This is a genomic window from Lysinibacillus sp. NPDC056959 (assembly GCF_042674095.1).
Lineage (GTDB): Bacteria > Bacillota > Bacilli > Bacillales_A > Planococcaceae > Lysinibacillus > Lysinibacillus zambalensis.
The window spans coordinates 53501-79911 of record NZ_JBHURE010000015.1 but is presented as its reverse complement, the minus strand read 5'-3'; the positions used below and the strand labels follow the sequence as shown (position 1 = coordinate 79911).

Annotated in this window: 30 protein-coding genes, 1 pseudogene, 1 riboswitch and 1 other annotated feature; of the genes and pseudogenes, 11 read left to right on the top strand and 20 right to left on the bottom strand. The window is 37.5% G+C overall.

The annotated features are described in order from the left end of the window. Window positions 1–11: 11 nt before the first annotated feature. The 5 genes from ACFTQ7_RS16625 to ACFTQ7_RS16605 form a co-directional block, all read right to left on the bottom strand. Window positions 12–1184 (bottom strand): M20 family metallopeptidase, encoded by a 1173-nt coding sequence (locus ACFTQ7_RS16625; RefSeq protein WP_386830002.1) that lies wholly within the window; start codon window positions 1182–1184, stop codon window positions 12–14. Window positions 1185–1400: 216 nt separating this feature from the next. Further along, entirely contained in the window at window positions 1401–1781 is a 381-nt protein-coding gene (locus ACFTQ7_RS16620; RefSeq protein WP_386830001.1) for a DUF423 domain-containing protein, read from the bottom strand. A 25-nt stretch (window positions 1782–1806) separates the two neighbouring features. After that, a complete protein-coding gene (locus ACFTQ7_RS16615; protein ID WP_349660690.1) occupies window positions 1807–2073 on the bottom strand; it encodes a YwdI family protein in 267 nt (88 codons plus the stop codon). After that, the gene (locus ACFTQ7_RS16610) at window positions 2070–2249 is read right to left on the bottom strand and encodes a uracil-DNA glycosylase (protein ID WP_386830000.1); all 180 of its coding nucleotides are present in this window, start codon (window positions 2247–2249) and stop codon (window positions 2070–2072) included. The genes ACFTQ7_RS16615 and ACFTQ7_RS16610 overlap by 4 nt, the downstream gene beginning before the upstream one ends. Before the next feature lie 145 nt (window positions 2250–2394). Continuing rightward, window positions 2395–3072 (bottom strand): uracil-DNA glycosylase, encoded by a 678-nt coding sequence (locus tag ACFTQ7_RS16605; protein ID WP_386829999.1) that lies wholly within the window; start codon window positions 3070–3072, stop codon window positions 2395–2397. A gap of 342 nt (window positions 3073–3414) precedes the next feature. On the opposite strand from ACFTQ7_RS16605, the gene thiD reads away from it, so the two are divergent. Further along, window positions 3415–4245 (top strand): bifunctional hydroxymethylpyrimidine kinase/phosphomethylpyrimidine kinase, encoded by an 831-nt coding sequence (thiD, locus tag ACFTQ7_RS16600; RefSeq protein WP_386829998.1) that lies wholly within the window; start codon window positions 3415–3417, stop codon window positions 4243–4245. A gap of 68 nt (window positions 4246–4313) precedes the next feature. Here thiD and ACFTQ7_RS16595 read toward each other — a convergent pair whose 3' ends face one another. Continuing rightward, window positions 4314–4793 carry an acyl-CoA thioesterase gene (locus ACFTQ7_RS16595; protein WP_349660714.1) on the bottom strand — a complete coding sequence of 160 codons (480 nt, stop codon included), beginning with the start codon at window positions 4791–4793 and terminating at the stop codon, window positions 4314–4316. A gap of 234 nt (window positions 4794–5027) precedes the next feature. Between ACFTQ7_RS16595 and ACFTQ7_RS16590 the strand changes: the two genes are divergently transcribed. Beyond that, window positions 5028–5354 carry a hypothetical protein gene (locus ACFTQ7_RS16590; RefSeq protein WP_349660694.1) on the top strand — a complete coding sequence of 109 codons (327 nt, stop codon included), beginning with the start codon at window positions 5028–5030 and terminating at the stop codon, window positions 5352–5354. 669 nt (window positions 5355–6023) lie between these two features. Here the strand turns inward: ACFTQ7_RS16590 and ACFTQ7_RS16585 are convergent. Both ACFTQ7_RS16585 and exaC read right to left on the bottom strand, forming a co-directional pair. After that, window positions 6024–6386: a DUF779 domain-containing protein gene (locus tag ACFTQ7_RS16585; protein WP_386829997.1), complete on the bottom strand. Its 363-nt coding sequence runs from the start codon at window positions 6384–6386 to the stop codon at window positions 6024–6026. A 21-nt stretch (window positions 6387–6407) separates the two neighbouring features. Beyond that, complete coding sequence (gene exaC / locus ACFTQ7_RS16580) at window positions 6408–7928, bottom strand: acetaldehyde dehydrogenase ExaC (RefSeq protein ID WP_386829996.1); 1521 nt, start codon at window positions 7926–7928, stop codon at window positions 6408–6410. A gap of 278 nt (window positions 7929–8206) precedes the next feature. On the opposite strand from exaC, the gene ACFTQ7_RS16575 reads away from it, so the two are divergent. Then, window positions 8207–8557: a YojF family protein gene (locus tag ACFTQ7_RS16575; protein ID WP_079559334.1), complete on the top strand. Its 351-nt coding sequence runs from the start codon at window positions 8207–8209 to the stop codon at window positions 8555–8557. A gap of 13 nt (window positions 8558–8570) precedes the next feature. Beyond that, on the top strand, window positions 8571–9260 hold the full coding sequence (gene bshB2, locus ACFTQ7_RS16570; protein WP_349660697.1) for a bacillithiol biosynthesis deacetylase BshB2: 690 nt from the start codon (window positions 8571–8573) through the stop codon (window positions 9258–9260). Window positions 9261–9333: 73 nt separating this feature from the next. On the opposite strand, the gene ACFTQ7_RS16565 is transcribed toward bshB2, so the two are convergent. Next, entirely contained in the window at window positions 9334–10077 is a 744-nt protein-coding gene (locus ACFTQ7_RS16565; RefSeq protein WP_349660698.1) for a TerC family protein, read from the bottom strand. Between the two features lie 225 nt (window positions 10078–10302). On the opposite strand from ACFTQ7_RS16565, the gene ilvA reads away from it, so the two are divergent. Further along, the gene (ilvA, locus tag ACFTQ7_RS16560; protein WP_349660699.1) at window positions 10303–11565 is read left to right on the top strand and encodes a threonine ammonia-lyase IlvA; all 1263 of its coding nucleotides are present in this window, start codon (window positions 10303–10305) and stop codon (window positions 11563–11565) included. Window positions 11566–11756: 191 nt separating this feature from the next. On the opposite strand, the gene ACFTQ7_RS16555 is transcribed toward ilvA, so the two are convergent. From ACFTQ7_RS16555 to ACFTQ7_RS16540, 4 genes are all read right to left on the bottom strand, one after another. After that, window positions 11757–12701: a nuclease-related domain-containing protein gene (locus tag ACFTQ7_RS16555; RefSeq protein WP_386829995.1), complete on the bottom strand. Its 945-nt coding sequence runs from the start codon at window positions 12699–12701 to the stop codon at window positions 11757–11759. A gap of 162 nt (window positions 12702–12863) precedes the next feature. Next, window positions 12864–13658, bottom strand: coding sequence for an ABC transporter ATP-binding protein (locus tag ACFTQ7_RS16550; RefSeq protein WP_386829994.1), 795 nt, complete (start codon window positions 13656–13658; stop codon window positions 12864–12866). Continuing rightward, the gene (locus tag ACFTQ7_RS16545) at window positions 13651–14679 is read right to left on the bottom strand and encodes an ABC transporter permease (RefSeq protein ID WP_386829993.1); all 1029 of its coding nucleotides are present in this window, start codon (window positions 14677–14679) and stop codon (window positions 13651–13653) included. The genes ACFTQ7_RS16550 and ACFTQ7_RS16545 overlap by 8 nt, the downstream gene beginning before the upstream one ends. An 823-nt stretch (window positions 14680–15502) precedes the next feature. Then, a complete protein-coding gene (locus ACFTQ7_RS16540; protein ID WP_386829992.1) occupies window positions 15503–16525 on the bottom strand; it encodes an ABC transporter substrate-binding protein in 1023 nt (340 codons plus the stop codon). Window positions 16526–17122: 597 nt separating this feature from the next. On the opposite strand from ACFTQ7_RS16540, the gene ACFTQ7_RS16535 reads away from it, so the two are divergent. Then, on the top strand, window positions 17123–17377 hold the full coding sequence (locus tag ACFTQ7_RS16535) for a hypothetical protein (RefSeq protein WP_349660704.1): 255 nt from the start codon (window positions 17123–17125) through the stop codon (window positions 17375–17377). Then, complete coding sequence (locus ACFTQ7_RS16530) at window positions 17377–17487, top strand: DUF1259 domain-containing protein (protein WP_386829991.1); 111 nt, start codon at window positions 17377–17379, stop codon at window positions 17485–17487. Before ACFTQ7_RS16535 ends, ACFTQ7_RS16530 begins: the two co-directional genes overlap by 1 nt. 4 nt (window positions 17488–17491) lie before the next feature. Here the strand turns inward: ACFTQ7_RS16530 and ACFTQ7_RS16525 are convergent, their stop codons facing one another. After that, on the bottom strand, window positions 17492–17752 hold the full coding sequence (locus ACFTQ7_RS16525; RefSeq protein WP_386829990.1) for a helix-turn-helix domain-containing protein: 261 nt from the start codon (window positions 17750–17752) through the stop codon (window positions 17492–17494). A gap of 127 nt (window positions 17753–17879) precedes the next feature. Then, a complete protein-coding gene (locus ACFTQ7_RS16520) occupies window positions 17880–18410 on the bottom strand; it encodes a hypothetical protein (protein ID WP_386829989.1) in 531 nt (176 codons plus the stop codon). Window positions 18411–18595: 185 nt separating this feature from the next. Between ACFTQ7_RS16520 and ACFTQ7_RS16515 the strand changes: the two genes are divergently transcribed. Continuing rightward, window positions 18596–18805, top strand: coding sequence for a hypothetical protein (locus ACFTQ7_RS16515; RefSeq protein ID WP_386829988.1), 210 nt, complete (start codon window positions 18596–18598; stop codon window positions 18803–18805). Window positions 18806–18825: 20 nt separating this feature from the next. On the opposite strand, the pseudogene ACFTQ7_RS16510 reads toward ACFTQ7_RS16515, so the two are convergent. Together ACFTQ7_RS16510 and ACFTQ7_RS16505 are read right to left on the bottom strand one after the other, a co-directional pair. Next, window positions 18826–19541: pseudogene (locus ACFTQ7_RS16510) on the bottom strand (N-acetylmuramoyl-L-alanine amidase). Continuing rightward, a complete protein-coding gene (locus tag ACFTQ7_RS16505) occupies window positions 19538–19726 on the bottom strand; it encodes a phage holin family protein (RefSeq protein WP_386830026.1) in 189 nt (62 codons plus the stop codon). Before ACFTQ7_RS16505 ends, ACFTQ7_RS16510 begins: the two are co-directional and overlap by 4 nt. A 276-nt stretch (window positions 19727–20002) precedes the next feature. Here ACFTQ7_RS16505 and ACFTQ7_RS16500 point away from each other — a divergent pair, with 276 nt between their 5' ends. Next, complete coding sequence (locus ACFTQ7_RS16500) at window positions 20003–20197, top strand: site-specific integrase (RefSeq protein ID WP_386829987.1); 195 nt, start codon at window positions 20003–20005, stop codon at window positions 20195–20197. Window positions 20198–20281: 84 nt separating this feature from the next. Further along, a riboswitch (PreQ1 riboswitch) is annotated at window positions 20282–20326 on the top strand. A gap of 6 nt (window positions 20327–20332) precedes the next feature. Beyond that, window positions 20333–20815 carry a QueT transporter family protein gene (locus ACFTQ7_RS16495; RefSeq protein ID WP_386829986.1) on the top strand — a complete coding sequence of 161 codons (483 nt, stop codon included), beginning with the start codon at window positions 20333–20335 and terminating at the stop codon, window positions 20813–20815. Between the two features lie 192 nt (window positions 20816–21007). Here ACFTQ7_RS16495 and ACFTQ7_RS16490 read toward each other — a convergent pair whose 3' ends face one another. Beyond that, on the bottom strand, window positions 21008–21745 hold the full coding sequence (locus tag ACFTQ7_RS16490; protein ID WP_386829985.1) for a CPBP family intramembrane glutamic endopeptidase: 738 nt from the start codon (window positions 21743–21745) through the stop codon (window positions 21008–21010). Then, the gene (locus ACFTQ7_RS16485; RefSeq protein ID WP_386829984.1) at window positions 21742–22473 is read right to left on the bottom strand and encodes a MerR family transcriptional regulator; all 732 of its coding nucleotides are present in this window, start codon (window positions 22471–22473) and stop codon (window positions 21742–21744) included. The genes ACFTQ7_RS16490 and ACFTQ7_RS16485 overlap by 4 nt, the downstream gene beginning before the upstream one ends. A gap of 310 nt (window positions 22474–22783) precedes the next feature. Further along, window positions 22784–22984: a binding site (T-box leader), on the top strand. A gap of 59 nt (window positions 22985–23043) precedes the next feature. Between ACFTQ7_RS16485 and trpB the strand changes: the two genes are divergently transcribed. Beyond that, window positions 23044–24207: a tryptophan synthase subunit beta gene (gene trpB / locus ACFTQ7_RS16480; protein ID WP_386829983.1), complete on the top strand. Its 1164-nt coding sequence runs from the start codon at window positions 23044–23046 to the stop codon at window positions 24205–24207. Window positions 24208–24274: 67 nt separating this feature from the next. Here trpB and ACFTQ7_RS16475 read toward each other — a convergent pair whose 3' ends face one another. Then, a complete protein-coding gene (locus ACFTQ7_RS16475; RefSeq protein ID WP_386830025.1) occupies window positions 24275–25900 on the bottom strand; it encodes a long-chain fatty acid--CoA ligase in 1626 nt (541 codons plus the stop codon). Between the last annotated feature and the right edge of the window lie 511 nt (window positions 25901–26411).

The following is a 26411-nucleotide window of genomic DNA, read 5'->3' as shown; positions in this document are numbered from 1 at the left end:
AATGGAGCTAACTATTCATGTAAAAATTGCAATGTTGCTTTCCCTAAAGTTTTGGCAGCAATCAACATTGCACGTTCATCAAAATCAAAGCGTGCATGATGATGAGGATATGCCACTTCCCATTCTGGCTTTTTAGCACCCGTGAAGAAAAATGTACCTGGTACATTTTCTAAATAATACCCAAAATCCTCACCAATCATAAATGGTGGGCACGTTATAATATTTTCTACTCCTGGTATATCTACCGCAAGTTGTGCAACAAATTCTGTTTCTTTCACATGGTTGTAAACAGGTGGATAGCCCCTCGTATAACGATAATTATAGCTTGCACCAAAGGCTAAACAAGTAGCATTTAAAACGGCCTCAAGCTCTTGCTCCATTTGTTTGCGTACCGGCTCCTCAAAAGTTCGGACTGTTCCAGCTAACACTACTCGCTCTGCAATCACATTAAAAGGATTAATGGCCTCAAAATGACCAATTGTTAAGACGGCTGATTTTAATGGATCGATACGTCGAGATATAATCTGCTGTGCATTAACTACAAACTGTGACGCAAGAGTAACTGCATCAATAGAATGATGAGGCTCCGCACCGTGACCACCTTTACCTTGAATCGTAATTTCCACTTTATCCGCGGCAGCCATAATTGCCCCATCTCTCACCAATATATCGCCTAATGGCGTTGGTGCCCATAAATGTGTACCGAAAATAACGTCTACTCCTTCTAGGCAGCCATCTTCAATCATAGGTTTTGCTCCACCTGGCGCCATTTCTTCTGCATGCTGATGAATGAAAACTACATTGCCCGCAATATCATCTTTCAATGCATGAAGCACTTTAGCAAGTACTAGTAATGTCGCAGTATGACCATCATGTCCACATGCATGCATTTTACCATCTACTTTTGACTTATAAGGAACGTCATTTTCCTCCTGAATGGCTAATGCATCAAAATCAGCGCGTAATGCTACTTTTTTACCTGGCTTCCCCCCACGTAAAGTTGCAACAACACCCCGTCCACCTACATGCTCACGAACCTCATGTCCTAACGCTCGATGAAAAGCCGCTACATACGCTGGTGTTTCCACTTCCTCAAAGGATAATTCCGGATATTCATGTAGATGACGACGAATCGCTACCATTTCATCATAGTTATTATCTAGTAAAGTAAAAAGCTTCTCCATATCACAAAACCTCACTTTTTATTTGTCGAACTTATTTGATAATTATAGTGTACTATAAATCCTTACAAAAACAATAGGAATTAAAACTACCATTCTATAGTAATTATATTGTTGATCCGGAAGAAAAATTCTCTTGATTCATTACTAGTAGTTATCCATAAAAAAACAAAAACTCCCTCACACATAGTGTGAGGGAGTAAGTTTGTAGTCTTATTTTTATCGAGCATGTTTAAGCGCAGCTACTATAATTAGAACCCAGCCAGTTAAAAATAGAACACCACCAATTGGTGTGATGGCGCCTAGAACTTTAACGCCGCTGATTGCCAGTACATATAAGCTTCCCGAAAAGAAGACAATCCCTAGGTTGAAAAAGATTCCCGCTAAATTTAACTGCTTGACCTCACCTAGTATTTTAGAGCTCATCAATAGTCCAATGACGAGGATTGCCGTAGCTTGAAACATCTGGTACTGCACAGCTGTTTCCCAAATCCCACGACTATAATCGTCTAGAACTTCTTTTAAAGCATGTGCACCGAATGCACCTAGTGCCACTGCTAAAAAGCCATGAAGTGCACCTGTCACGATAAATTTTTTCATATCATTTCCCTACCTTTAATCATGATTAAAAGTCAAAAATTGAATCGCCATTTGCTCCGTCTTCTTCTTCAATTTTTGCTGTATATAAACTTGGTTGCTTCGGCTCTGACACTAGCATTTGTGGCAAATGTTTTGACTGCGCTTTAGAAATGCCGTCAGATGTGTCTAATACCACATCGCATAATGCTCGGATTGCTGTTAAGGCTTCACGAATTTGTTGTTCGTCTCCAGTATTTTTGACACCGGATAATTGTTTTTCAAGTTGTTGAATAACGGCTTGATAAGGAATCATTGCATTCCCCCACTTTCTGCTTTTGGCATAAATTTCAGACAGTCTGTGCCAGAGGATTGTTTAACGACAACGGATGGTATTTGCTTTGTTTTAAAGCCATACGCTGCACAAGCCCGTGGAGTTTGCGGGTCCCATGTTACTTTAAAATATTGACATTTGAAACAATTCACCTTCATCATTGTCCCCCACTTTCTTCTATTATTAAATGTAACACGAAACGATAAGCGCTTCAATTTCGCTTTGGCGAGCCGCTTCGCTTTCGCACAGAAAACATTTGTTGCTGTCGCTACACAAACATTTACTTAATGAAGATAAAGAACACTAAGCTAGGAACCAATTAATCGGTTGCTCTCCCCATTCCTCTAGCTGTGCATTGATTTTCGAGTATGGTTTACTGCCAAAAAACCCTCGATAAGCACTTAGTGGGCTTGGATGAGGCGCTTCTAAAATAATATGTTGCGTTGAGTATTGACCAATTAATTGTTTTTTTCGTTGTGCTGGTCTACCCCAAAGTACAAAAATAACGGGTTTATCTCTAGATGCTAATTTATCGATGACAGCATCAGTGAATTGCTCCCAGCCTTGTTCTTTATGGGAATTCGCTTCGCCTTCTCGAACAGTTAATACAGTATTTAATAACATTACACCTTGTTGTGCCCATTTTGTTAATGTTCCGTCTGAAGGGATTGGACATCCAAGATCATCCTGTAACTCTTTTAGCATATTTCGTAAGCTTGGTGGATGTGAGATTCCTGGCATGACCGAAAAGCTTAAGCCATGTGCTTGGTTTGGTCCATGATAAGGATCCTGACCTAAAATTACGACCTTCACATCTTGATAAGCTGTTGTATAAAATGCATTCATGATATCATTCATCGGTGGATAAATTGCTTGTGTTGAATACTCATGTTCTACAAATTGACAGAGCTTTGTAAAGTATGTTTTTTCTATCTCTTCTGCAAGTATTGCTTGCCAATCATTCGGGAATGCTTGTTTCATCTTAATATAAGCCCCTTTCTCTTCTTACAACGGTACAAAAAAATAATGTCGAATTCAAGCTTCAATTCAATTATACATTGGCATCATTAAGTCCAAAATCAGCTTTTAGTTTAGGCCTTCATAAGGACCGTATTGCTTCTTGCAGGTCAGTTATGGGTGGATGCGATGATGTTAGGCTAACACCCTATATGAACTCCTTTCCTATATATAGGGGAGATTTCTACTGATAGAAGTTAAACTGACCTTATAAAAATATATAATACTGACTATTTTTATACAACCAGGATAAGACTATACTAGATGATAATTTTAAAAATTCCATCTATAAAGGAGATCTTCCACATGGTTCTTAAAAAAACTTTAACGATTGCTGGTTCAGATACATCAGGTGGCGCAGGTATGCAAGCCGACCTTAAAACATTTCAAGAGCACGGCACATACGGCATGGTGGCATTAACGGTTGTCGTAACAATGGATCCAAACGGTTGGACTCATAACGTAACGCCATTACCGACAGAGCTTTTGCAAAAACAAATCGATACGGCTCTGTCAACAGGCATTGACGCAATAAAAACTGGTATGCTGTCAACGGAAGAGATTATTCGTATTGCAGGTGAGGCTATTGCGAAATCTGGTACCACAAATGTTGTTATTGACCCTGTAATGGTATGTAAAGGAGAAGATGAAGTATTGAACCCTGGTAACACAGATGCAATGATTCAACATCTTTTACCATTAGCTGCAGTTACAATACCTAACCTGTTTGAGGCTGGACAATTAGCTGGGACTGGAACACCGAAAACAATCGCGGAAATGAAAACAACTGCTCGTAAAATCCACGAGCTTGGTGCTAAAGCTGTTGTCATTAAAGGTGGAAAAGCGCTAGCTACTGAAAAAGCGACTGACTTGTTTTTCGACGGTGAAAAATTTTACTTATTAGAATCTGAAAAAGTTGCTTCTACTTATAACCACGGGGCTGGCTGTACATTTGCTGCTTCAGTAACAGCAAACTTGGCAAACGGTCTTTCAGTAAAAGAGGCTGTAATTGAAGCAAAAGAATTTGTTTCAGCTGCAATCGCTCACGGTTGGGCATTAAATGACTATGTAGGACCAGTTATGCACGGTGCTAAATCTCATTTTGGCGCACCACAAGTAACGGTGACTGAAATTTAATGACGAAAGAGGCATCTGAATATCAGATGCCTCTTTTACATATAGTGGTTCCCCATCATTTAAAGCCGTTAATCCCATGGATTGTTCATCGAAATGAATTTGGCCAAAGCCTTACTTTCCTTTTTACGCTCTGCACGCGCTTTTGCTCGTACAGCTGCGGTTTCATGTAGCTTTGTCTCCTCTACTGTTTCCGGAATGACAGATGGAACTGGAGTTGGTTTATTATTTTCATCTAATGCAACAAAGGTTAATAATGCTGTAGCCGCTACCTTTCGTTCACCCGTTTTCAAATTCTCAGAAATAACCTTTACGAAAACCTCCATTGAAGATGTTCCTGTCCACGATACATATGATTCGAAATATACAGAATCAGTTTGGCGTATTGGATGCAAGAAGTCTACTGAATCCGTTGAGGCTGTTACACAATCTCTACGACTATGCTTCGCAGCAGAAATTGAAGCTACTTGATCGATATCACTCATTAATCGACCACCAAACAGTGTATTATGATTGTTAATATCATTCGGAAAAACCCGACTTGTACGCATGACTCTTGATTCTTTACAATATTTAAAGTCTTTATTCACATCTATCCCCCCTAAAAACGACTGTTTATTTTTACTATATTGCTCTATTTTTCCATAAAAATCAAATAAATTGACGGAAAATTAAGAAATTTAAACTTAGAACCTAGGGAATTATTACTCAAATGTAAAAAGCTCAGGACAAGATACGCTACTTCTTCCTATACCATATATTAGCTGTATATGGGAGGGAGAAAAATGAAAAGACGTAAACAACAAAACATAAATGTTGATCCAACTAATCTAGGTGGTCAAGAAGCCGGTCTCCTAGGTGAAGGCACAGGTATTCTAGCTGGAGATATAACGTCTACCAAAGTAGAAGTGATATCTTCAATGATTTTAACAATAGGATATTCATTAGCAACCCTCTCCACCATTTTAGCATTGCAAGAGGAAGAGCAACTGGAACAAACAAGAACCTCAAACGCACAAAATCAAAATTTACAGTTTAGAAACATGCACAAGCATCTACAACATCTCAACAATCGTCTAGATTCCATTGAACGAAAACTCAACCGATATTAACAAATACATACTCCCAAAAACCAAACATTATAAAAAGCCGCGATTCTCCGTCATAAAAGAGAATCGCGGCTATTTACTATACTATGATAATTAGCTTTCCGTCTTCTTTCCTTGCCGTGGCCATGCATAAAATGTTAAAGGAACGTCATCTATTGTACCAAGATAGATTTCGTTATTACCTAGTTTTTAATTCCCTTCAACACTATGCACTTCTTATCCGTCAATTCAAGAAGAAATCGTGGTCGCAGTATCTTTTCAGTTGTGAAACCTCATACAATACAAAACGACACATTTTGTACAAAATTGCTTTCACCTTTATTATATTGATATATTTCAATATTTTTTTCAAGAATATTGCTCGATACATCTTCATAGATTAAAGGATGCCATCAATTATACTTCGGCATAATTGCGTCTGGATTCGGCTTTATGCTTAGGCCTGTAGGAGGGTTGACACGATGTCGATCATTTCGATAATGCCACAGGACGTGGCGTTCTTAGACTGAGACCCTCTATTTCAGCAAATGTCTATTAAACCGAAAGCGTAGCGACAGGTGTAGGTGTTTGGACACCTGCTGAAATAGTAACTTAAACCCGCATTCATCTCACCATCTATAGAGATGGGAGACTTCCTTACCTGTCGCTACACAAAACATGCGCTGAAAGAAGTTAAAAGAGCTTTATTACTTCTTTATACTCTTCTGTTGTGAATACTCTAGAGTTCGTAATGAAATGCATATTTTCAACACTATCTAAAGAAAAACTTGCACCTCTTCCCTCAATCGCATGAATAATCAATTGCGTATGCTTAAAATATTCATATTGCGCTCTATGAATGTAAAAAGGAACGTCACCTATTTTACCAAGATAGATATCGTTTTCTCCAATTTTAAAGTCTCCTTCTACATAACACATCGGTGCAGAGCCATCACAGCAACCCCCAGATTGATAAAACATGATAGCGCCATGCCGACTCTTAATTAGTTCTATCAAATTTAAAGCCTCTTTTGTTGCAGTAACTCGTTCTACCATGTTGTTATTCATCCTCTGGTATTAGAAAAATCCTTGTGCTTCTTTTTTGTAGCTCACTAGAAGGCATTTAGTTTGTTGGTAGTGATCTAACATCATTGCGTGGTTTTCACGACCGATACCAGAAAGTTTGAATCCACCAAATGCAGCACCTGCTGGATATTGATGATAAGTGTTTGTCCACACACGACCAGCTTGAATAGCTCGGCCTGCACGATATGCAATGTCACCAGAACGTGACCAAACACCAGCACCTAAACCATATTCTGTATCATTTGCAATTTCCATTGCTTCATCGAAATCTTTGAATGTAGTTACGCCAAGCACTGGACCAAAGATTTCTTCTTGGAAGATTCGCATTTTATTATGACCTTTGAATACTGTTGGTTTAATGTAGTTACCGCCTGCAAGATCGCCTTCAAGAATATTTTCTTCTCCACCAATTAAGCACTCAGCACCTTCTTCTTTACCAAGTTTTAAGTAAGAAAGGATTTTTTGTTTTTGTTCGTTAGAAGCTTGAGCACCCATCATGACTTCGGTATCTAATGGATTACCAATTTTAATAGCTTTTACGCGTTCTATTGCTAGTTCAATAAATTTATCGTAAATGGACTCTTGAACAAGTGCACGTGAAGGACAAGTACAAATTTCACCTGAATTTAATGCGAACATCACAAAGCCTTCAATTGCTTTATTTAAATATTCATCATCTGAAGCCATTACGTCCTCAAAGAATACGTTTGGTGATTTACCACCTAGCTCTAACGTTACAGGAATAATATTTTCAGTTGCATATTGCATAATTTGGCGACCAACTGCTGTTGAACCAGTAAAAGCAATTTTTGCAATTCGTTTGTTCGTTGCAAGTGGTTTACCAACTTCAACACCAAAGCCGTTTACAATGTTAAGTACGCCTTTTGGTAGGATATCTTGAATTGTTTCAATTAACACTAATAATGAAACTGGCGTTTGCTCAGCTGGTTTCATCACAATACAGTTACCTGCTGCAAGTGCAGGAGCAATTTTCCAAGCAGCCATTAAGATTGGGAAATTCCAAGGAATGATTTGGCCAACTACACCTAGTGGCTCTTGGAAGTGGTATGCAACAGTGTCGTTATCTAATTGTGTTGTACGCCCTTCTTGTGCACGGATGACACCTGCAAAATAGCGGAAGTGATCAATTGCTAAAGGAATATCTGCGTTTAAAGTTTCGCGAACCGCTTTACCATTATCCCATGTTTCTGCAACAGCGATCTTTTCTAAGTTTTCTTCAATACGATCTGCGATTTTATTTAAAATAGATGCACGCTCAGTTGCGCTTGTTTTCCCCCATGCATCTTTTGCTGCGTGTGCTGCATCAAGAGCAAGCTCAATATCTTCAACTGTTGAACGAGCTGCTTTTGTGAAAACTTGACCTGTTACAGGTGTTTTATTTTCAAAGTATTGCCCTTTTACTGGAGGAACCCATTCGCCACCGATAAAGTTATCATATTTTTCTTTGAAATTTACTACTGCGCCCGGAGTATTAGGATTTGCATAAATCATAGTATCAATCTCCCCATATTTTATTTATGAAACCGCATACAAATTATAACGACACAATTTATATAAACCCGTTTCATGTGTCCTATATTGATACATTAGAATAACTTTTTCAAGTAATTAACCCTATACAAATAGTAAATATAATTATCTTAAGATAAAGAAATTTCTGTATTTTACCAACAGCATTTATTGTTATTTTGACAACAAAAGCCTTTCAATTTCCCTTTGTCATCTTTTTTGACTATACTTAAATAGAAATAATCGAGAGGAGTGTTAAGATGCAAGAGGTACAAGTAAAGACGTTACAGGAATTATTGAATTCTTTCGCCAACAAAGACGTTTATATCCATCTTGAGACGACGAACGGTTCTTATGCAGCACACTTTGATGAAAAATTTTTTAATGCAGGTGCTTTTATTCGTAATGCTAAAATCAACTATGAACTTGCTAAAGTGGTAGATGATTCACCCCATCGTGTTGGCTTGAAAATGGCACATGGCTGGGTTTATGCACAAGGCATCACACATTTTGAACTAGATGATCTCGGCCGTTTATTAATGGCTGGACTAGATTACTCAGGTAAACTGGCGATTGCACTTGAAATTAGCGAAACGCCGTTTGCTTATTAAGGGGGACGACTTTTTGAATTTACAACCACAACGTCATATTTTAATTGTTTACCCTCACCCAGATGATGAGGCTTTTTCAATTGCTGGAACAATTGCCTACTATACGAAGAAAATGAATACACCTGTTACATATGCCTGTTTAACTTTAGGCGAAATGGGGCGTAATTTAGGAAATCCACCTTTTGCAACACGTGAATCCTTACCAGAAATTCGACGTAAGGAGCTTATTGCAGCAGCAGATGCTATGGGCATACAAGATTTACGTATGCTTGGTTTCCGTGATAAAACGATTGAATTTGAAGACGATGAAAAAATGGTAAAGCTTGTTGAAGGTTTAATTGAAGAGTTAATGCCTTCTCTTATCTTTACATTCTTACCTGGTTTTGCAGTGCATCCTGACCATGAGGCAACAGCACGTGCAGTAGTAGAAGCTGTTCGTCGTATGCCAAAAGCCGCTCGTCCACAAGTATTGGGCTGTGCCTTTGCAAATGATACGATTGAAAAAAATGGGGAGCCACATGTTGTCGTCAATATAAGCGAAATGAAGGCAGATAAAATTAGTGCCTTACAAGCACACTCATCCCAAACTGCTTGGATGATGCAAGAAACAGAAAAACGCATCGATGACGGTGAACCAATGAGCGAAAGCTGGCTTAATATTGAAAAGTTCTATATTGTGAATCCTGATCATTATGTAAAATAAAAGTTTTCGTTTTGTTACTGACAATAAAGCGGATCTGTCCTCTTTTTAAATGGAGAACAGATCCGCTTTTATGTTAAGCGGTCCTCATTTTTTTTAAGAAATGAATCATGAAGGTTATAGCAAATATAATAATTAGCACAACGAAAAACATATAATGCGGAATGTGAATACCGATGACGCTAGCTAGCATTTTCAGTGCAATAATACCAATTATAATAAATGCTGTTGCCTCTAATTCTGGTATTTTTTCAATAATGACTAAAAATAAGCCTGCAATCGTTCGCATCATTAAAATACCTAGTACTCCCCCGATGAGTAATATCCAAATTTGATTGGATATCGCAAAGGCTGCAAAAATCGCATCAATTGAAAAGGCAATATCCATCAGTTCTACAGAAATAACGGTTGCCCAAAACGTTCCAAAAATGCGAACCATCAACCCTGTTTTTTTCATTTCCTTAGCACTATCAGCTTCCCCTATCTGTAAGAAATGAGCGACACATAGCCAACCTAAATACAGAGCTCCTAGCACTTTAATAAACCAGAATTCTACCAAGTAAACGCCTACCCCAATAAATAAAAATCGGAAAAAATAGGCTCCCAACATTCCGTACATTAATGCTCGTTTGCGTTGCTTGGTTGGCAAATGCTTCACTAGCACAGCTAATACAAGTGCGTTATCAGCCGAAAGCAAACCTTCTATTATAATAAGTGTTGATATTAACCCCCAAGATACAGGGTCAGTCAAAATTTCTTTCCACATTTCCCAATTGAAAAATTGAATGTATGTAGATAGAATTCCTTGAATGATTTCCAATTACATACCCTCCTACTTGTCCTAAGGTATTCTAGTATATGCTGGACCATTTCCGTTATGAGGAAATGCGTGCATCCTATATTTCTCCAAAAAATTCTCGAATAAATCTATTTTGCATTAAATAGACACCGAAAATTTAGAATTTACTAAAAATTAATGACAAAAAGCTTATAAAGTGTGCTATCATAGATAAATGTTTTATACGCATAACGGAGGATGAATATTATGGAAGCTGCTGACACTAGAACCGTGCAAGTAGAAAATATCTTGATTGCACATCATTTCTTAAAAGACGTAGTGGTGCACACGCCGCTACAAAAAAATGACTATTTATCCGAGAAATACGGAGCTAATATTTATTTTAAACGCGAAGATTTACAGCATGTACGCTCATTTAAACTTCGTGGTGCCTATTATAAGATTAAAAAAATTGAAGAAGAGGCTCGTAAAACTGGCGTTGTTTGCGCAAGTGCGGGCAATCATGCTCAAGGTGTTGCCTACGCCTGTGCACAATTGAAAATTCAAGCAAGTATTTTTATGCCTCAAACAACGCCTAAACAAAAAATCGACCAAGTTCGTATGTTTGGTCGTGATTATGTAGAAATTATTTTAGCAGGTGATACTTTTGATGATTCTGCAGAAGGTGCATTAGCTTACTGTGAAGAGCACGAAAAAATCTTTATCCACCCATTTGATGATTTTGATGTCATTGCTGGTCAAGGAACTGTCGCTGTTGAAATTATGAATGACATGGAGGAGCCAATTGACTACGTATTTGGTAGTATTGGTGGCGGTGGCTTAATGTCCGGTGTTTCTGCCTATGTGAAAAACCTTTCTCCTCATAGCAAAATTATCGGTGTAGAACCTGCTGGGGCAGGCAGTATGAAAGCTGCATTTGCAGAAGGCGGCGCAGTGGCACTTGATTGGATTGACAAATTCGTAGATGGGGCCGCGGTAAAATGCGTCGGTAATCACACATACGATGTTTGTCGTCGCTACTTAGACGACATCGTACTAGTACCAGAAGGGAAAGTATGTACAACCATCTTAGATCTTTACAATAAACACGCCATTATCGCAGAGCCTGCTGGAGCATTATCAGTAGCAGCCCTCGATTCTTATAAAGAGGAAATTAAAGGCAAATCAGTCGTTATCATCATTAGTGGTGGTAATAATGATATCGGTCGTATGCAGGAGATTAAAGAAAAATCTTTAATTCACGAAGGCTTACTATACTACTTCATCGTAAGCTTCCCACAACGTGCCGGCGCCCTTCGCCAATTCTTAACAAGCGTTGTAGGACCAAATGACGACATTACAACTTTCGAATATACTAAGAAAAACAACAAAGAAAGTGGTCCTGCCTTAGTCGGCATCGAACTCGGCAATCGAGAAGACTACGAAGGTTTACTAGTACGCATGAATGAATTCGGCTTCAAATACAAAGAAGTAAACAACGACATTCAACTATTCGGCTTACTCGTCTAAAATAAAGAGTCACACTTGCTATGTGAGTGTGGCTTTTTTGTGTGGATGAGAGGTTTATCGGAATGATTTTGTGTTTTATCGGAACAATTTTGAGATTTATCGGAACAATTTTAGATTTTATCGGAATGATTTATTAATTTATCGGAACATTTTAGAAAATACAGTCTATCTGACCGCATTGATAGACTATATTATTTAATAATATACTTCCGCCCCTTCTTTGCACCTACTTCTTGAAGCTGCAAAGACTTCAATATTTTATATACCGTTTTAGCGCAAGAGATACCGAAAAAATCTTGAAATAAACTGTTGGATATAAATTCACCATACATATGACGGTAATCTTTCAGTGCATTATTGAATGCTTGATCATCTCCCCCACCACAATTCTCACACCGCCACTTACCTTGACGATAGTGCATGACAAATCGATAATCGCACTTAAAGCATAATACACCTTTCTTTAGTTCATCCACTTTCATATCTAGCGTCCAATGTGCCGGTTTATGCATCTTTAGAATACGTTCAGAGAATTCTCTTAAAACTTCTTTACTTAAATAGGCTCGTTGATGTTGCTTGAACAACTGCTCTACCCTCTCAGCCAAGCCACTCACATGAAAAATCGGTTGCGCGGACAAACTGGACGTCATAATCATATTCGGATTTGCAGAAACGACTATATATTCAATCGGTATATGATGCCCACTCATTTGAACTAATCTACGCAACATTCCGGCGTGCCGCTTCACTTGGTCAAAGGGATTGCGAAAACCATCTACTTTGTCATCAGACGTAATTCGAATAAATTGATGGTTATCTTCCATATATTCTACACGCCCAACGATATTTTTAATTTCCACTATTAAAATGAAGTTCTGCGCCATCAACAATGTATCCATTTGATGTATGAATCCACCTTCTTCTTTAAGCACAACATCATGTAATAAATAATGCGTTTGCTCTAAATAGATACTTTGCCATTCTTGATCTACTCGTTGCTCACCTGCATACCCCGCTCTTGTTCTATTTAGCATTTCTTGATAGTAAGTAGTTTTTGGGTGAGATTTCGGTAATCGCCTTTCAAGCATTTCTAATGTGAGTTGCTTTGATGAAACTTCACGCTTTTTGAGTAACATTTTTTCACCTCCTTTAGCTAGATTATAATGTACTTCTTCTAATATTAACTGAATTTTCAGCTTTTCATCAACCAACTTTATTGCTTTATCACCCAACTTTTTAAAAATATCGATATCCAACGAAAAAACGCCCACACCTATGTATGAGCGTTTTATCGTTTATTATCCTAGTAACGCACGGTCTGAGTTCATTTTCTCACCGCGGATACGTTTGAACTCTGCCATTAAATCTGGGATAGTTAATTCATGCTTGCGATCCTCGCCAACCTCTAAAATAATTTGACCTTTATCCATCATAATCAGTCGATTTCCTAAGTCTAAAGCTTGTTGCATATTGTGCGTGACCATTAAGGTCGTTAAGTTGTCTTTCTCGACTAAATATTTCGTAATACGTGTGATTAACTCGGCACGAGATGGGTCAAGTGCCGCAGTATGCTCATCTAGCAATAAAATCGAAGGCTTCGTGAAGGTCGCCATTAAAAGAGACAGCGCCTGACGCTCACCTCCCGACAGTAAGCCAACTTTTGCAGACAGACGATTTTCCAAATTTAAGCCCAACATCTCCAACGATTCCTTAAAAAATTCTCGACGCTTTTTATCAACACCGAAACGCATACCTCTACTCTTATTACGTGAGTAAGCTAATGCTAAATTTTCCTCAATCGTCATTGTTGGTGCTGTACCAGCCATTGGATCCTGGAATACGCGACCGATGTAATGGGAGCGCTTATATTCTGGTAAAGACGTAACCTCATTTCCATCAATTGAAACCGTGCCAAAGTCTGGTGTTAGTGCGCCAGAAATCATATTCATCATAGTCGATTTACCAGCACCATTACTGCCGATAATTGTGACGAAATCCCCTGGCTTTAAGTGCAAATTAATTTCTGCAAGTGCAATTTTTTCATCAGGCGTACCTTCATTGAAAACCTTATTAATACCGTGTAATTTAAGCAAGGTCCTTCCCTCCCTGCTCAACCGTCTTTACTCGTGTTTTCTCCGCTGCGCGCTTCACCCTACGCTTGTGCTCCTTACTCTTATTGATAAATTGAGGTAAAATCAACGCTATAATAACAATGATAGCTGTTATTAATTTCATATCTCCTGAATCAAGGAAGTCTACTCGTAAAGCTAATGCTAAAATAATGCGGTAAATGATAGCTCCGGCAATGACGGCGAAAGTTGTGCGCATAATCGTTTTTGTACCGAAGATTGCTTCGCCGATAATTACAGATGCCAGACCGATAACAATCATCCCGATCCCCATACTTACATCTGAGAACTTCGAATATTGAGCGATTAAAGCTCCCGAAAATGCGACAAGTGCATTAGAAAGTCCAAGCCCAAGAATAATAAGAGTATCTGTGTTTGCCGAGAAACTACGAATCATACGCTTATTATCACCAGTTGCTCGAATAGCCAGGCCGATTTCTGTTTTCAAGAACCAGTCTGCAATAAACTTAATTAAAATCGTGATGATTAATACTACGATTATTGTGCTCCATGTTGAAGGTTGTTGCTGAACACCAAAACCTTTTAGCACGTTATTTAATGCCGTATCGATTCCTAAATTACTCCAAAATGCTTGAAACTTTGAAAATAAAGTTTCTGAATTTAAAAGTGGAATATTCGGACGACCTATCGTATTTTCTGCAGTGGATCCCATAATACGTAGGTTAATAGAATACAAAGCAATCATCATTAAAATCCCCGATAATAGAGGATTAATTTTCCCCTTTGTGTGAAGAATTCCTGTCATACATCCAGCAATAAATCCAGCAACAATTGCCACTAAAGTCGCTAAGATCGGGTGGTAGCCAAGCAGAATCATCGTCGCCGCTGTAGCCGCCCCTGTTACAAAGCTTCCATCAACCGTTAAATCCGGAAAATCTAACACGCGGAATGTTAAATACACACCAAGTGCCATAATCGCATAGATGATTCCTTGCTCCGTTGCGCCAAAAATTGCTATAAACATAGTTGAATCATCTCCTAATAATTTCTTAAACTAATTTTCATTAAAAATTCTTATCTGAGATCCATCCATTTAAACGATGGAGCTTAAAATTAAGACCATTGAAATCCATACATAAAAAATCTAGGGATTTAGCGCGACGACTGTGATAAAACCTTCGTGACCAACATTCATATTGCCAGGAGTAGGTTCCGTGCTCACTTGTAGAAAGCTTTACTAAATCCACTTGTTCAATAATGGCTCATCACCAAAAGTTGGAGATGATTTAATTAATACTATTCAATGTATATAAGTTGATTGGAGTGGAGACTGGGCGACTCCTTGGGGATCAGCGATAGGGGAACGAAGGCTAAGAGCATCACATCCTGTGATAACGCCTTCGTGACCAACATCCTGCTGCTGCCGCTACGTTGCACTCACGCTTTCGCGCAAAAGACATCTGTTGGCCCAAGCGACTCATCGGACGCCCCCAGGAAGCTTTGCTCTGTGCGAAAGCGTAGCGACAGCTACAATTGTTTTATCTGTACGAAAGCGAAGCGACAGTAACAACAAATGTTTTCTGTAGCGAAAGCAAAGCGGCAGCTACAAATGTTTTAACTGTGCGAAAGCAAAGCGGCAGCTACAAATGTTTTAACTGTGCGAAAGCGAAGCGGCAGCAGCAAAGCGCCCAGTCGGAACGGAAATCAACCCTACGTTATGATACTAGGCAAATTTTAAATAGGAATTACATGAATTCACCATCGCCCCAAAACACTCTAAAAGAAGATAAAGCGGAGGCAGTTTTAGTTCTCCCCCGCTTCGCTCCATAAGATGATATGTCAGGTCATTACTTTTCTAAAAGCTCCGCACCCCAAGAATCTTTAATGTCGATTCCTAAATCATCTGCTACTTTTTTATTGATTAATAGTTTTAGCTTTTGTGGATATTGAGCTGGAATATCAGCAGGAGTTCCTTCACCTTTTAGAATCTTCACAGCCATTTGCCCTGCTTCATAACCGATGTCGAAATATTCAAAACCATATGCACCTAAGCCACCACGTGCCACAGAGTCAAGCTCACCTACAACTAATGGTAATTTATTAGCATTCGCTACATCAATGACAGACTCAAGTGCCGAAACTACTGTATTATCAGTAATAATATAGAATGCATCAGCTTTACCGATTAACGATTCAGCAGCTTGTTTTACTTCTGCAGACGTTGCCGCAGATGCCTCAACCACCGTTAAGCCTTGCTCATCCATCACTTTTTTCACTTCTTTTACTTGTGCCACTGAGTTTTGCTCACCAGCATTGTAAACCATCCCTACTTTTTTCGCTCCCAAATCCTTTAAGAACGCCACTGTTTTCGAAATAGTATCAGGATGTAAATCGATTGTTCCTGTTACATTTTTCCCTGGCTTCTCTATAGAATCAATGAGCTGTGCGCCAACAGCATCTGTTACAGAAGTAAAGATAATTGGAATATCGCTAGTTGCTGTTGCTGCCGCTTGTGCAGAAGGCGTAGAGTTCGCAAAGATTAAATCTACGTTTGCACTTACTAGATTGTTTGCAATCGTCGTGTTAAGACTGTTATCCCCTTGCGCTATTTGTGGATCGTAATCTACTTTTAAGCCTGATTCTTCAATCGCTTTTTTGAAACCTTCAGTTGCAGCATTTAAAGATGGATGCTCCACAATTTGAGTAATCCCGATCTTATATGTTTTATCGTCTGCATTACCGCTCTCACTTGCGTTATTCGTTCCGTTCCCTTTCGAATCCGACGAACTAGAACCACTGCCACCACAAGCAGCAAGTATTAAAACTAACCCAAATAACAGGAACGAAAGCTTTTTTAAATTGCTTTTCACAAATAATCCCCCCGATTTTGATCTCTTATATTTATCACACTTTATCCAAGCGAAGTGTGAACGTATCGCTATATTATCGTTATTAGCAAGGTTCGTCAACAACATTATGAATCTTCTGACTATTAATTCCAGTCGAATATTTTTCTTTTCAATCAATTTGTCGCTTTAAACCGCTAAACTACGCTGTTTTTACAATTTGATTTCTTTTTCTAACATAACAAAAAATTTTTTTACAATTTAGCGAAGTTATTTTTCCGACATCTAATTTTAAGTAATATATGTAAAAACTAAAAAACCTGACAGTGAAAATGTCAGGCCTTATAACAGGTTTAATTCGCTCTTACTTTTTCAAGTTTTCTACTAGCCAACTACTTTGAGTAAAGGGATATATTAGAAGTTTGAGTAACGTCTTAAATTGCTGAATAAAAACAACCTGCGAGTGCTTTAGAAGTATTACTCCCTTTATGGTTAGACGTGCAATATTCATTTATTTCTTGCTAGTAGATCTACAGAAAGTGTTCATTTTAGTCCCCCTTTTTACATTTAATGCATATGATGCATATGAGATTAGTGCCGTTCCCAAAAAGGAGGAATACCATGAATAATGATAAAATCGATTTAAATCAACCTTCTTATTCACAAGAACATCAAAATGCAACTACAGGAAATATTGATACAATCATTTCTAATCTATGTGACAGTCTATTTGAATTTGCTCTGGATTTCACCCTAAATGCCTTAGAGTATACAAAAGAAATGGAAGAGGAATTAGAATATACAGATGAATTCAAGAAACAAGTGAACGATTTAATTTTTGAAATAGAAGAAATTAAAAATACTTTAGAGGAGTAATGTCTAAAAGCGCTGTTCATAGTCATCGGATATATTCATCCCCCACTATTTTGTACGTCCATTTTCAATCAATAGAGCCTCCACTCACCATTGCCCCAAAATTTGCTTAATTATTTAGTGTTTTAAACTACTGAAATGGTCACTTGTTAAAAGTACTATTTTAACAAGTGATCGGCCAGATCCACGACTTCTAACATCATGCTTTGTTTTCAGTTGTAAACCTTTTTCTCCAAAAGCTTTATAAGCCCTAACCCAACGTTTGATTGGAGTTGGAGATGGAATCCCATATTTTTGCGCTAATAATAGGTATCCTAGATTTCCTTTTAAATACTCTTGAACAATCTTTAATTTAAAGCCTTGGCTATATTTCGCCATACAAAAACACCCCAAAAGTTAGATTTATTACTCTAACTTTTGGGGTGCAGCACCTGAGTACCTGGGCTTAAGTTTTTTCTGTGTGTTAGTAATAAGTGTTTAAAAAACGAGTTTTAATAAAATTATATCATTGCCAATCCTCTTGGTTGTTAAGACAGTGCCATAATATTGATGTTAATGAACCTGCAATTACAAAAACATTACCTTTTACACCAAAATTAATTAAATGTTTTGCAGCATCTTTATATTTACCTTCATTTAACATTTGGTAAAGCAAAGTCCATGCTGATGGTGCAAGAAATGCACCAAAATAATCAGCTACTTTACTATTTACACATCTATCAACAGCAACATTATAAGCCACAATAATACCTGATTGATCTTTATTATTAATTCCTTCATTTAAGGCGCCGCCTTTTGATAAATTAAAATCAATAATATCTTCTACAGCTTTCTGATCTTCAACAGTGCTTGGTCCATATTTATTTTCAATTTTTTCAAGATCAATACCGATAATTTTACCGGACCCATCTTTAATAGATGCTTCTTCCCAAATAAATTTTAATTGTTCTTCGACTTCTTCAATTCGTTGTTCCTCAGTTGTGAATGGACTTTCCTGTGCATTTGCAATAGGACTAACTATAAATGCATACATCATGACAGATACAATAATAGTTGCTAGATATTTAATTTTTTTAAAAATGTAAAATCCTCCCTTTTTTATAATATATTTTATATCTGTAACTATTCCAATATAAGTATGGAAAATAAAGCATTTATTGTAAAATATTAAAATGTTATACTTATTTAAATAAAGAAATCTTAAAAGGGGCGTCTTTTATTTTGGATATTAATATTCGAAAAGCTATTTTAACAATCGTATTTTTCTTTTTAATCTTTGTTTCTTTTGTTGCATATGATTATTTTAAGTTTGATAAGTTTGAGTGGTGTATGAACTTTTTAAAAACCTTCATGACCTTTTTCTTTATGTTCCTTTATAAATGGGCGTCTAATGATAAAAAACAAGTGAGAAAAGACCAAGACGGTAATTAAGCTATCTTGGTCTTTACATTTTACTTACTACGCTGTGCAATGATAAGTTTCAAACCTTCATAATCACCATTTGTCATAGTTCCAGAATCGAATTTATCTAACCACGACTTATCTATTACCTTTTTGTCTACAGATTGTTTAATGTAGTCACGTACTGCAGCTTTTGTAGTTTCGTTTGTGAATTGCATTTTATCATCATCATTTTCAGTTCGTTTATCTAAGCCGTTTTTAATGTCTAATTTGAATTGTTCCTCTGAAATCCCCATGCTCTGCAAATACGAAAATAGATCTCTATGTGTTGTACCCTTTAAATTGTCCGTAATTCAACGGTGTGACTTAATGTCGTTACCTGTTCCATCTAGCACAACAGGTATTCCAGTACTTTTAGCAAGTTCTCTTAAAAGCCAAATATAAGCAGCGTAATCCTTTTTAAATTGCTCCTTATCATTTGTACGAGCCAACTCTACTTGTGCGTAGCTAAGTGGATTACCTTTAGGGCAACAACCGTACTGCACACGATTAACTGGCGCAACTTGTACAATTTACCTCCACCGCCTACCCAATGTGATGTGAACGCATTGGCATTATTACGGTTCATGTATGCAATTTCATTTTCTAAAGCATTTGAGCCACAGTTGTTTGGATTCCCTGATTCATGGGCAATGACGTATTTAGCAGCTGTCAAAGCGTAGTTTGGCAATCCTGACATCAAGCGTTGTTCGATAATATAAGTCATTTGCTCCCACCTTCTTTATTAAATTTTTCAAGTGATTCTCCAACAATTCCTGGCATATCTACACCTAATGTTTGAAGGTTTTCTGCGATTGAACCACCTTCTTTGTATAGAAATAATGCTAATGTGAAGCCTGTTAAATAGAAGTCTAAGCCAAAAATCAAATCAAGTAGAATAACAAATGTAATAGCAACCAGTTCTCACGAGACAAGATAGTGAATCAATTAGCTGTTGCTGAATTAGTAGAAACATTAACAAACAAGGAGGTTTTATAATGGCTAAACTATATTAGGATTTAATTAAAGAGAATTTGCCAACAGTTGATCAGGTGCCGTTGTTGTGGCGAGAAGCTGTACAAGCATTACTCAATAACGAAAACAAGTAAACGCAGCATAAGCTAGCGTTATTTTTATGCCTTCCACAGATTGTAGAGGGCTTTTATTATACAAAAAGGAAGGTGTCTTATGGACATTGCACAATTAATTCAATATCCATTTTTATCATTAGTACCAGCAACGAATGCTAGTATTTTGTTTTACAAGGGAATTTCTGTGCAGTATGTTTCAGAAAGACTTGGAAATGCAGACGTAGATACAACTATTCGTATTTATACACACTTGATTAAAGAGCTCCCGAAGAGGATGAAAAAAATACAATGAGTGTACTTGCTGCTTTATGATTTTACACAAATTTTACACTTTGCTATTTACAAATAAGCATGAACATTGATATGATTGCATTTGCTTCACGTGGTTCGTAACCATCCCACGTAAAAAAACTAAGGAGAAATAAATATGAAAATAAAATTTTTAGCAACGAGTGGCATTATTGCAGCACTTTACATTGCTATTACATTATTAGTCGCGCCATTTGGTTTTACAGAGGTGCAGTTCCGAATATCGGAAATGTTTAACCATTTAGTTGCATTTAATCCACGCTTTGCTGTTGGGATTATTATTGGTGTATTCATCTCTAACCTCTTTTCACCACTTGGCATCTATGATTTAGTTTTCGGTGTAGGCCATTCGATGATTACTCTTGGGTTGTTCATTCTTATTTGTAAATTTGTCAAAAATATTTGGGCACGTTTAATCATCAATACATTGTTATTTACATGCACAATGTTCATCATTGCATTTGAATTGAATTTAGCGTTAGAATTACCATTCTTCTGGACATGGTTAACTGTTGCTGCAGGTGAATTTGTTGTCTTGGCGGTTGGTGCACCGATTATGTATGTATTGAACAAACGCTTAAACTTCAAAAATTTAATTTAACTGACGGATCTTAATAGAGTAGTGTTTAATAAAAGGAGGAACGGTTTCACCGTTCCTCCTTTTTGTTGTATTCAATTAAAGAATAAAAATCAATAACATAGCTTATGTTTAATTCTAATATTTTTCATATAAATAAAATTTAATACTTACCAAAAGAGTGTTGCAATGGATAATCAGAAAGAAAATAATATATTATTTTAAATCCTTTTCATTCTCATCACCTAATTTCCCCACGTAATCAATCAAAGCATGAAGAAGTATTAAAGGTATAATGGAATTCAATGCGACTGCAAGCATCCCGAATACAAAGCCAAAAATGGTTGTCCGAATGACACCAGATAAACTCTGATATGTATGTGCAAGACCAAATATTATGGAGGTACACAATAGAACGAACCAAATTGACCACTCTGTAAATAATGTGTTAAATGCAAATATAAGCAATCCACGGTAAATAATTTCTTCTGTGACCCCCGCTGTCCATGCCACTTGATTCCAAATAGCTTTTTCTTTCTTTGTAACAGGTAGTAACTCAGTAAACGCTATTTGCTTCATTTGTTTTTGCTTCGTTATTTTCATCTTATTTTTAACTTTATCACTTATAAAATATCCAATCGCATAATATAAAAGTAAAACACTATATAATAGAGCTACCCCTATAACAATATATGTAACAATTGTTCCTAATGCTTTTGTGTTAATACTAGGCATTATTACACGTAGTTCTTCTAATGTAAGTTCAGAATTTACCACTACTATTAAAATAATAAGTGTTGGTAACCACAAACCTAGCATAACAATCTTATAATAGTGTATCCTGCTTGTTGGATTAGTCAGAACACGTATTTTAAATCTTTGATATAACCAATAACCTATAATTGGTTCATATAAAAGAGTAAACCCAATGAATCCCCATAATAGTATATTCATTTTGTTTTATACTCCTTTAGCATGTACTCTAATTTTTCAATTAACCATTCTTCTTCTTGTTTACTAAATGGTGACGAAAATAACATTCTATCCACCTGTATCTCCATTAGTTTTGGTTCTGTTAGTAATCGATTAAATAGTTCAAGTGGTAGTAGAGAAAAAAACTCTTTGAGAATAGTATGTACTTCGGTATCCGTAAATTGGTTCTTATAAGCTATTTTCAATTGATTGATAATTTTTATTAACTGTGCATCGTAACGAACGTTGTGACTATTTGATACTGCATAAATTTCATCTACAATTTCATTTGGAAAATAACCTTTTAACCATCGCTGCTGAGATTCCATGTGTAAATTATTTTGAATTAATGCAATAAATATCTCTGGTTCGATTACCTGATTTGATTGGGCTAGCGAAATTGTATATTCAAGTAGTTCAATATTCTTTTTAATGTCCACCAATTTATGAAGCAATTTCTCCTTTTGGTACTCTAAAGATTCTGTTATGTCCCATTGTGATTGCCTCATTAGCTGTTGAATATCTTTTAACGAAAATCCTAACGTTTTTAATTCTGTAATTTTTTGTAGTGTAATGATATCCTCATTTTCATAAAATCTACGTCCCGTTTCCGAAATGTAAGATGGCTTTAACAAATTCATTTCATCATAATAGCGAAGAGTTCGGATCGAGACACCTGTCTTCTTCGAAAATTGACCAATCGGATACATCTATATTTCTCCTTTTCTTTTAATTCATTCATTATAGTTTCTAACGTAACGGTAGAATCAATAGTGATTTTGCTTTTATAAAGAATTAAAGAGTTTATTATTAGTTATAGCCTTCTTAAATTAGCTTGCCCGTTAGTGACACTAACATTGTTCTTTATTTTTAAACCAACTTTATTTAACGGCTTTATTGTTTGCGAACAGTTCGTCTTTTTTTCTTTCTGCAGACGTCGCCAATGATGACGAGGAACAAGTGGCTTTCTTTGCACAGACACCTTGACAATATTCTGAAAATATTCTACAATTCATTTCAATAAATGCTAGGAAAAAGAATAGTAGCAAGCGCTAGTACTTAAAGAGAGCTGATGGTTGGTGCAAATCAGTAGTACCTACTTGTGAATGGACTTTGGAGCAGCCTCATCAAATGTGAGGACGAAGTTACTCCCCGTTATCGGAGTACGAAAGCGCGCAATTATTGCGAATGAAGGTGGCACCACGGTTACTCGTCCTTTTTACAGAAGGATTGTAGTGGCTTTTTTTTATGGGAAAATTAGATAGAGGAGTCGAGAGAAGATGAGTACAGTAGCAGAGAAAAAAGGATATTTTGGTGAATTTGGCGGTAGCTTTGTTCCTGATGAGCTTCAAAATGTTTTAAGTATTTTAGATGAAAACTTTCAAAAATATAAAGACGATGAAGACTTTAATAAAGAGCTAAATTATTATTTCCGTGAATATGTTGGACGCAAATCTCCACTTTATTTTGCTGAAAATTTAACAAAACAATTAGGTGGCGCAAAAATTTATTTAAAACGTGAAGATCTTAACCATACTGGTTCACATAAAATTAATAACGTTCTTGGACAGATTTTATTGGCCAAGCGCATGGGTGCTCATCGTGTTATCGCCGAAACAGGTGCAGGTCAGCATGGTGTAGCAACAGCAACTGCTTGTGCAATGTTCGGGATGGATTGCACAATTTATATGGGTTTAGAGGATACAAAACGCCAAGCATTAAACGTCTTCCGTATGGAGCTTCTTGGTGCAAAGGTAGTAGCTGTTGATAAAGGTCAAGGGCGATTAAAGGATGCAGTGGATGAAGCATTTGCTGATTTAGTAGAAAACTACGAGACGACTTTCTATTTACTAGGTTCTGCTGTTGGGCCTCACCCGTTCCCTTCAATGGTGAAGCATTTCCAATCCGTTATTAGCCGTGAAAGTCGCGAACAAATTTTAGAAAAGGAAGGCAAGCTACCAGCAGCAGTACTTGCTTGTGTCGGCGGCGGTAGTAATGCGATCGGTGCGTTTGCAGAGTATATTGCAGATGAAAACGTTCGCCTCATCGGTATTGAGCCAGATAAGGCTGCCACATTAAATGAAGGAACACCGGGTGAATTACACGGCTTCAAATGTTTAGTACTGCAAGATGCAGAAGGCAATCCATTACCAACCTATTCGATTGCCGCTGGACTAGATTATCCTGGAGCTGGTCCAGAGCATAGCTATTTAAAAACAATTGGTCGTGGAGAATACGTAACGGTGACGAATGAAGAGGTGCTTGAAGCCTTCCAAGTGCTATCAAAGGTTGAAGGCATTATTCCTGCACTTGAAAGCTCCCACGCCGTGGCTCATGCACTTAAGCTTGCGCCAACATTATCTCCAGAAGAAAGCATTATTATCAATATCTCTGGTCGTGGAGACAAAGACGTTGAACAAGTATTCCAAATGCTAAATAAATAAATAAATAAAGATAAAGATAAAGATAAAGATAAAGAGCGACTTCCCTTTGTGGAAATCGCTCTTTAATCTATACGAGTGAACCTAATTTCGGATAAATTTCTGCTACATTATCTCGAAGCCTAGCTTTCAAAAACTTTCCAACTGATGTTTTTGGTATTTCATCTAAAAATACCACATCGTCTGGTACCCACCATTTTGCAAACTGGCTTTCTAAAAATGCAAGAAGCTCCTCTTCACTTGCTGACATTCCTTCCTTCAATACTACACAAGCTAACGGGCGTTCTTGCCATTTGACATGCGGAATTGCGATAACTGCTGCTTCCAGCACAGCGTCATGAGTCATTAATGCATTTTCTAAATCAACCGAGGATATCCACTCCCCACCCGACTTAATTAAATCCTTCGTACGATCTGTTATTTTGATAAAGCCATCCTCTGTTCGTACCGCAATGTCCCCTGTATATAACCAACCGTCTCGATAGGCATCATTGGTACGCTCATCCCGATAATACTCGTGAGAAATCCACGGACCTCGTAAACGTAACTCACCCATCGTCTCTCCATCCCACGGCACTTCCCCATTGTCATTGATAATACTCGATTCAATACCAGCCATCGTCATTCCTTGCATTGCTCGCGATTCAATACGCTTTTCAATAGGCCATTCATTCATCCAAGACATATAATTTGATAACGCTACAATTGGAGTAGTTTCAGTCATTCCATACACGACAATATACGGAATGCCATATTGCTCTTCAAATGTACGAATAAGTCGAGTAGGTGAAGCTGACCCGCCACAACAAATAGCACGTAACGAACTTATATCTCGCTCTCGCTTCTCCTGTTCCTGCAACGCACCAATCCAAATTGTCGGTACCCCAGCTGTTAATGTAACCTTCTCCTGCTCTACTAAATCCAATATGATTGCTGATGTGAATTGTGGACCAGGCAATACTTGTGTAGCACCTACATTGACACTAGCAAATGGTAGGCCCCATGCATTTGCATGAAACATCGGTACAATTGGCATCACGACATCACGCTCAGAAATGCCCATTGAATCAGACATACTCAGCATCATACTATGTAGCACTAGACCTCGATGTGAATATACAACCCCTTTTGGATTTCCTGTTGTAGCACTTGTATAGCACATTCCAGCAGGCTCCTCTTCCCCTATATCCTCTGGGAATTGATAGTTTTCATCTGCTGCTGCTAATAGATCCTCATAGGATAAGGCATTCGGTAATGTCGTTTCTGGCAAAGTATCCTCGTCCGTCATAATAATATAATGCTTCACTGTCTTAAGCTCAGGCGCAATGTTTTCGATGATTGGTAGCAAGTCCACATCAATCATTAAAATTTTATCTTCTGCATGATTAATAATATAAATTAAATGCTCTTCTGATAAACGAATATTCACCATGTGCAAAATAGCGCCGGAACATGGCACCGCAAAATAAGCCTCTAAGTGGCGATGCTGATTCCAAGCAAAGGAGCCAACCTTCATTCCTCTTGTCATCCCCAGCTTTGTGAGCGCATCCGCTAAGCGACGCGTTCTTTTCGCCCATTCTCCATATGTTAAACGGTGAATCTTCTGTGGACTCGTCCGAGAAACAATAGTCTTTCTAGCAAAATAGCTTTCTGCTCGTTTAATAAAGTTTGTTAATACTAACGGCGTCTGCATCATAAAAACCATCCATCCCCTCTTCTTGTGAACTCCCTTTTTTACCTTAGTGAAAAATTAACAGTTAATTTAATTGAATACTATTAATATTCTGAATATGATTATATTGGAAAATTATAAATTACGCTATATATTCCAATAATTTTCTTTTTATTGTTAACTTTTTCTAAAATAACTTATCCACATAACGTGGGGTTGATTTCCGTTCCGACTGGGCGCATTGTAGCTGCCGCTTTGCTTTCGCTACAGAAAACATTTGTTGTTACTGTCGCTTCGCTTTCGTACAGATAAAACATTTGCCGCTGCCGCTTCGCTTTCGCACAGAAAACATCCGCTTTGCTGCATGGTCTCGGGCCAACAGATGTCTATTGCGCGAAAGCGTGAGTGCAACGTAGCGGCAGCAGCACGATGTTGGTCATGAAGGCGTTATCACAGGATGTGATGGTTTTTAGCCTTCGTTCCCCTATTGCTGATCCCCGAGGAGTCGCCCAGTCTCCACTCCAATCAGCTTTTA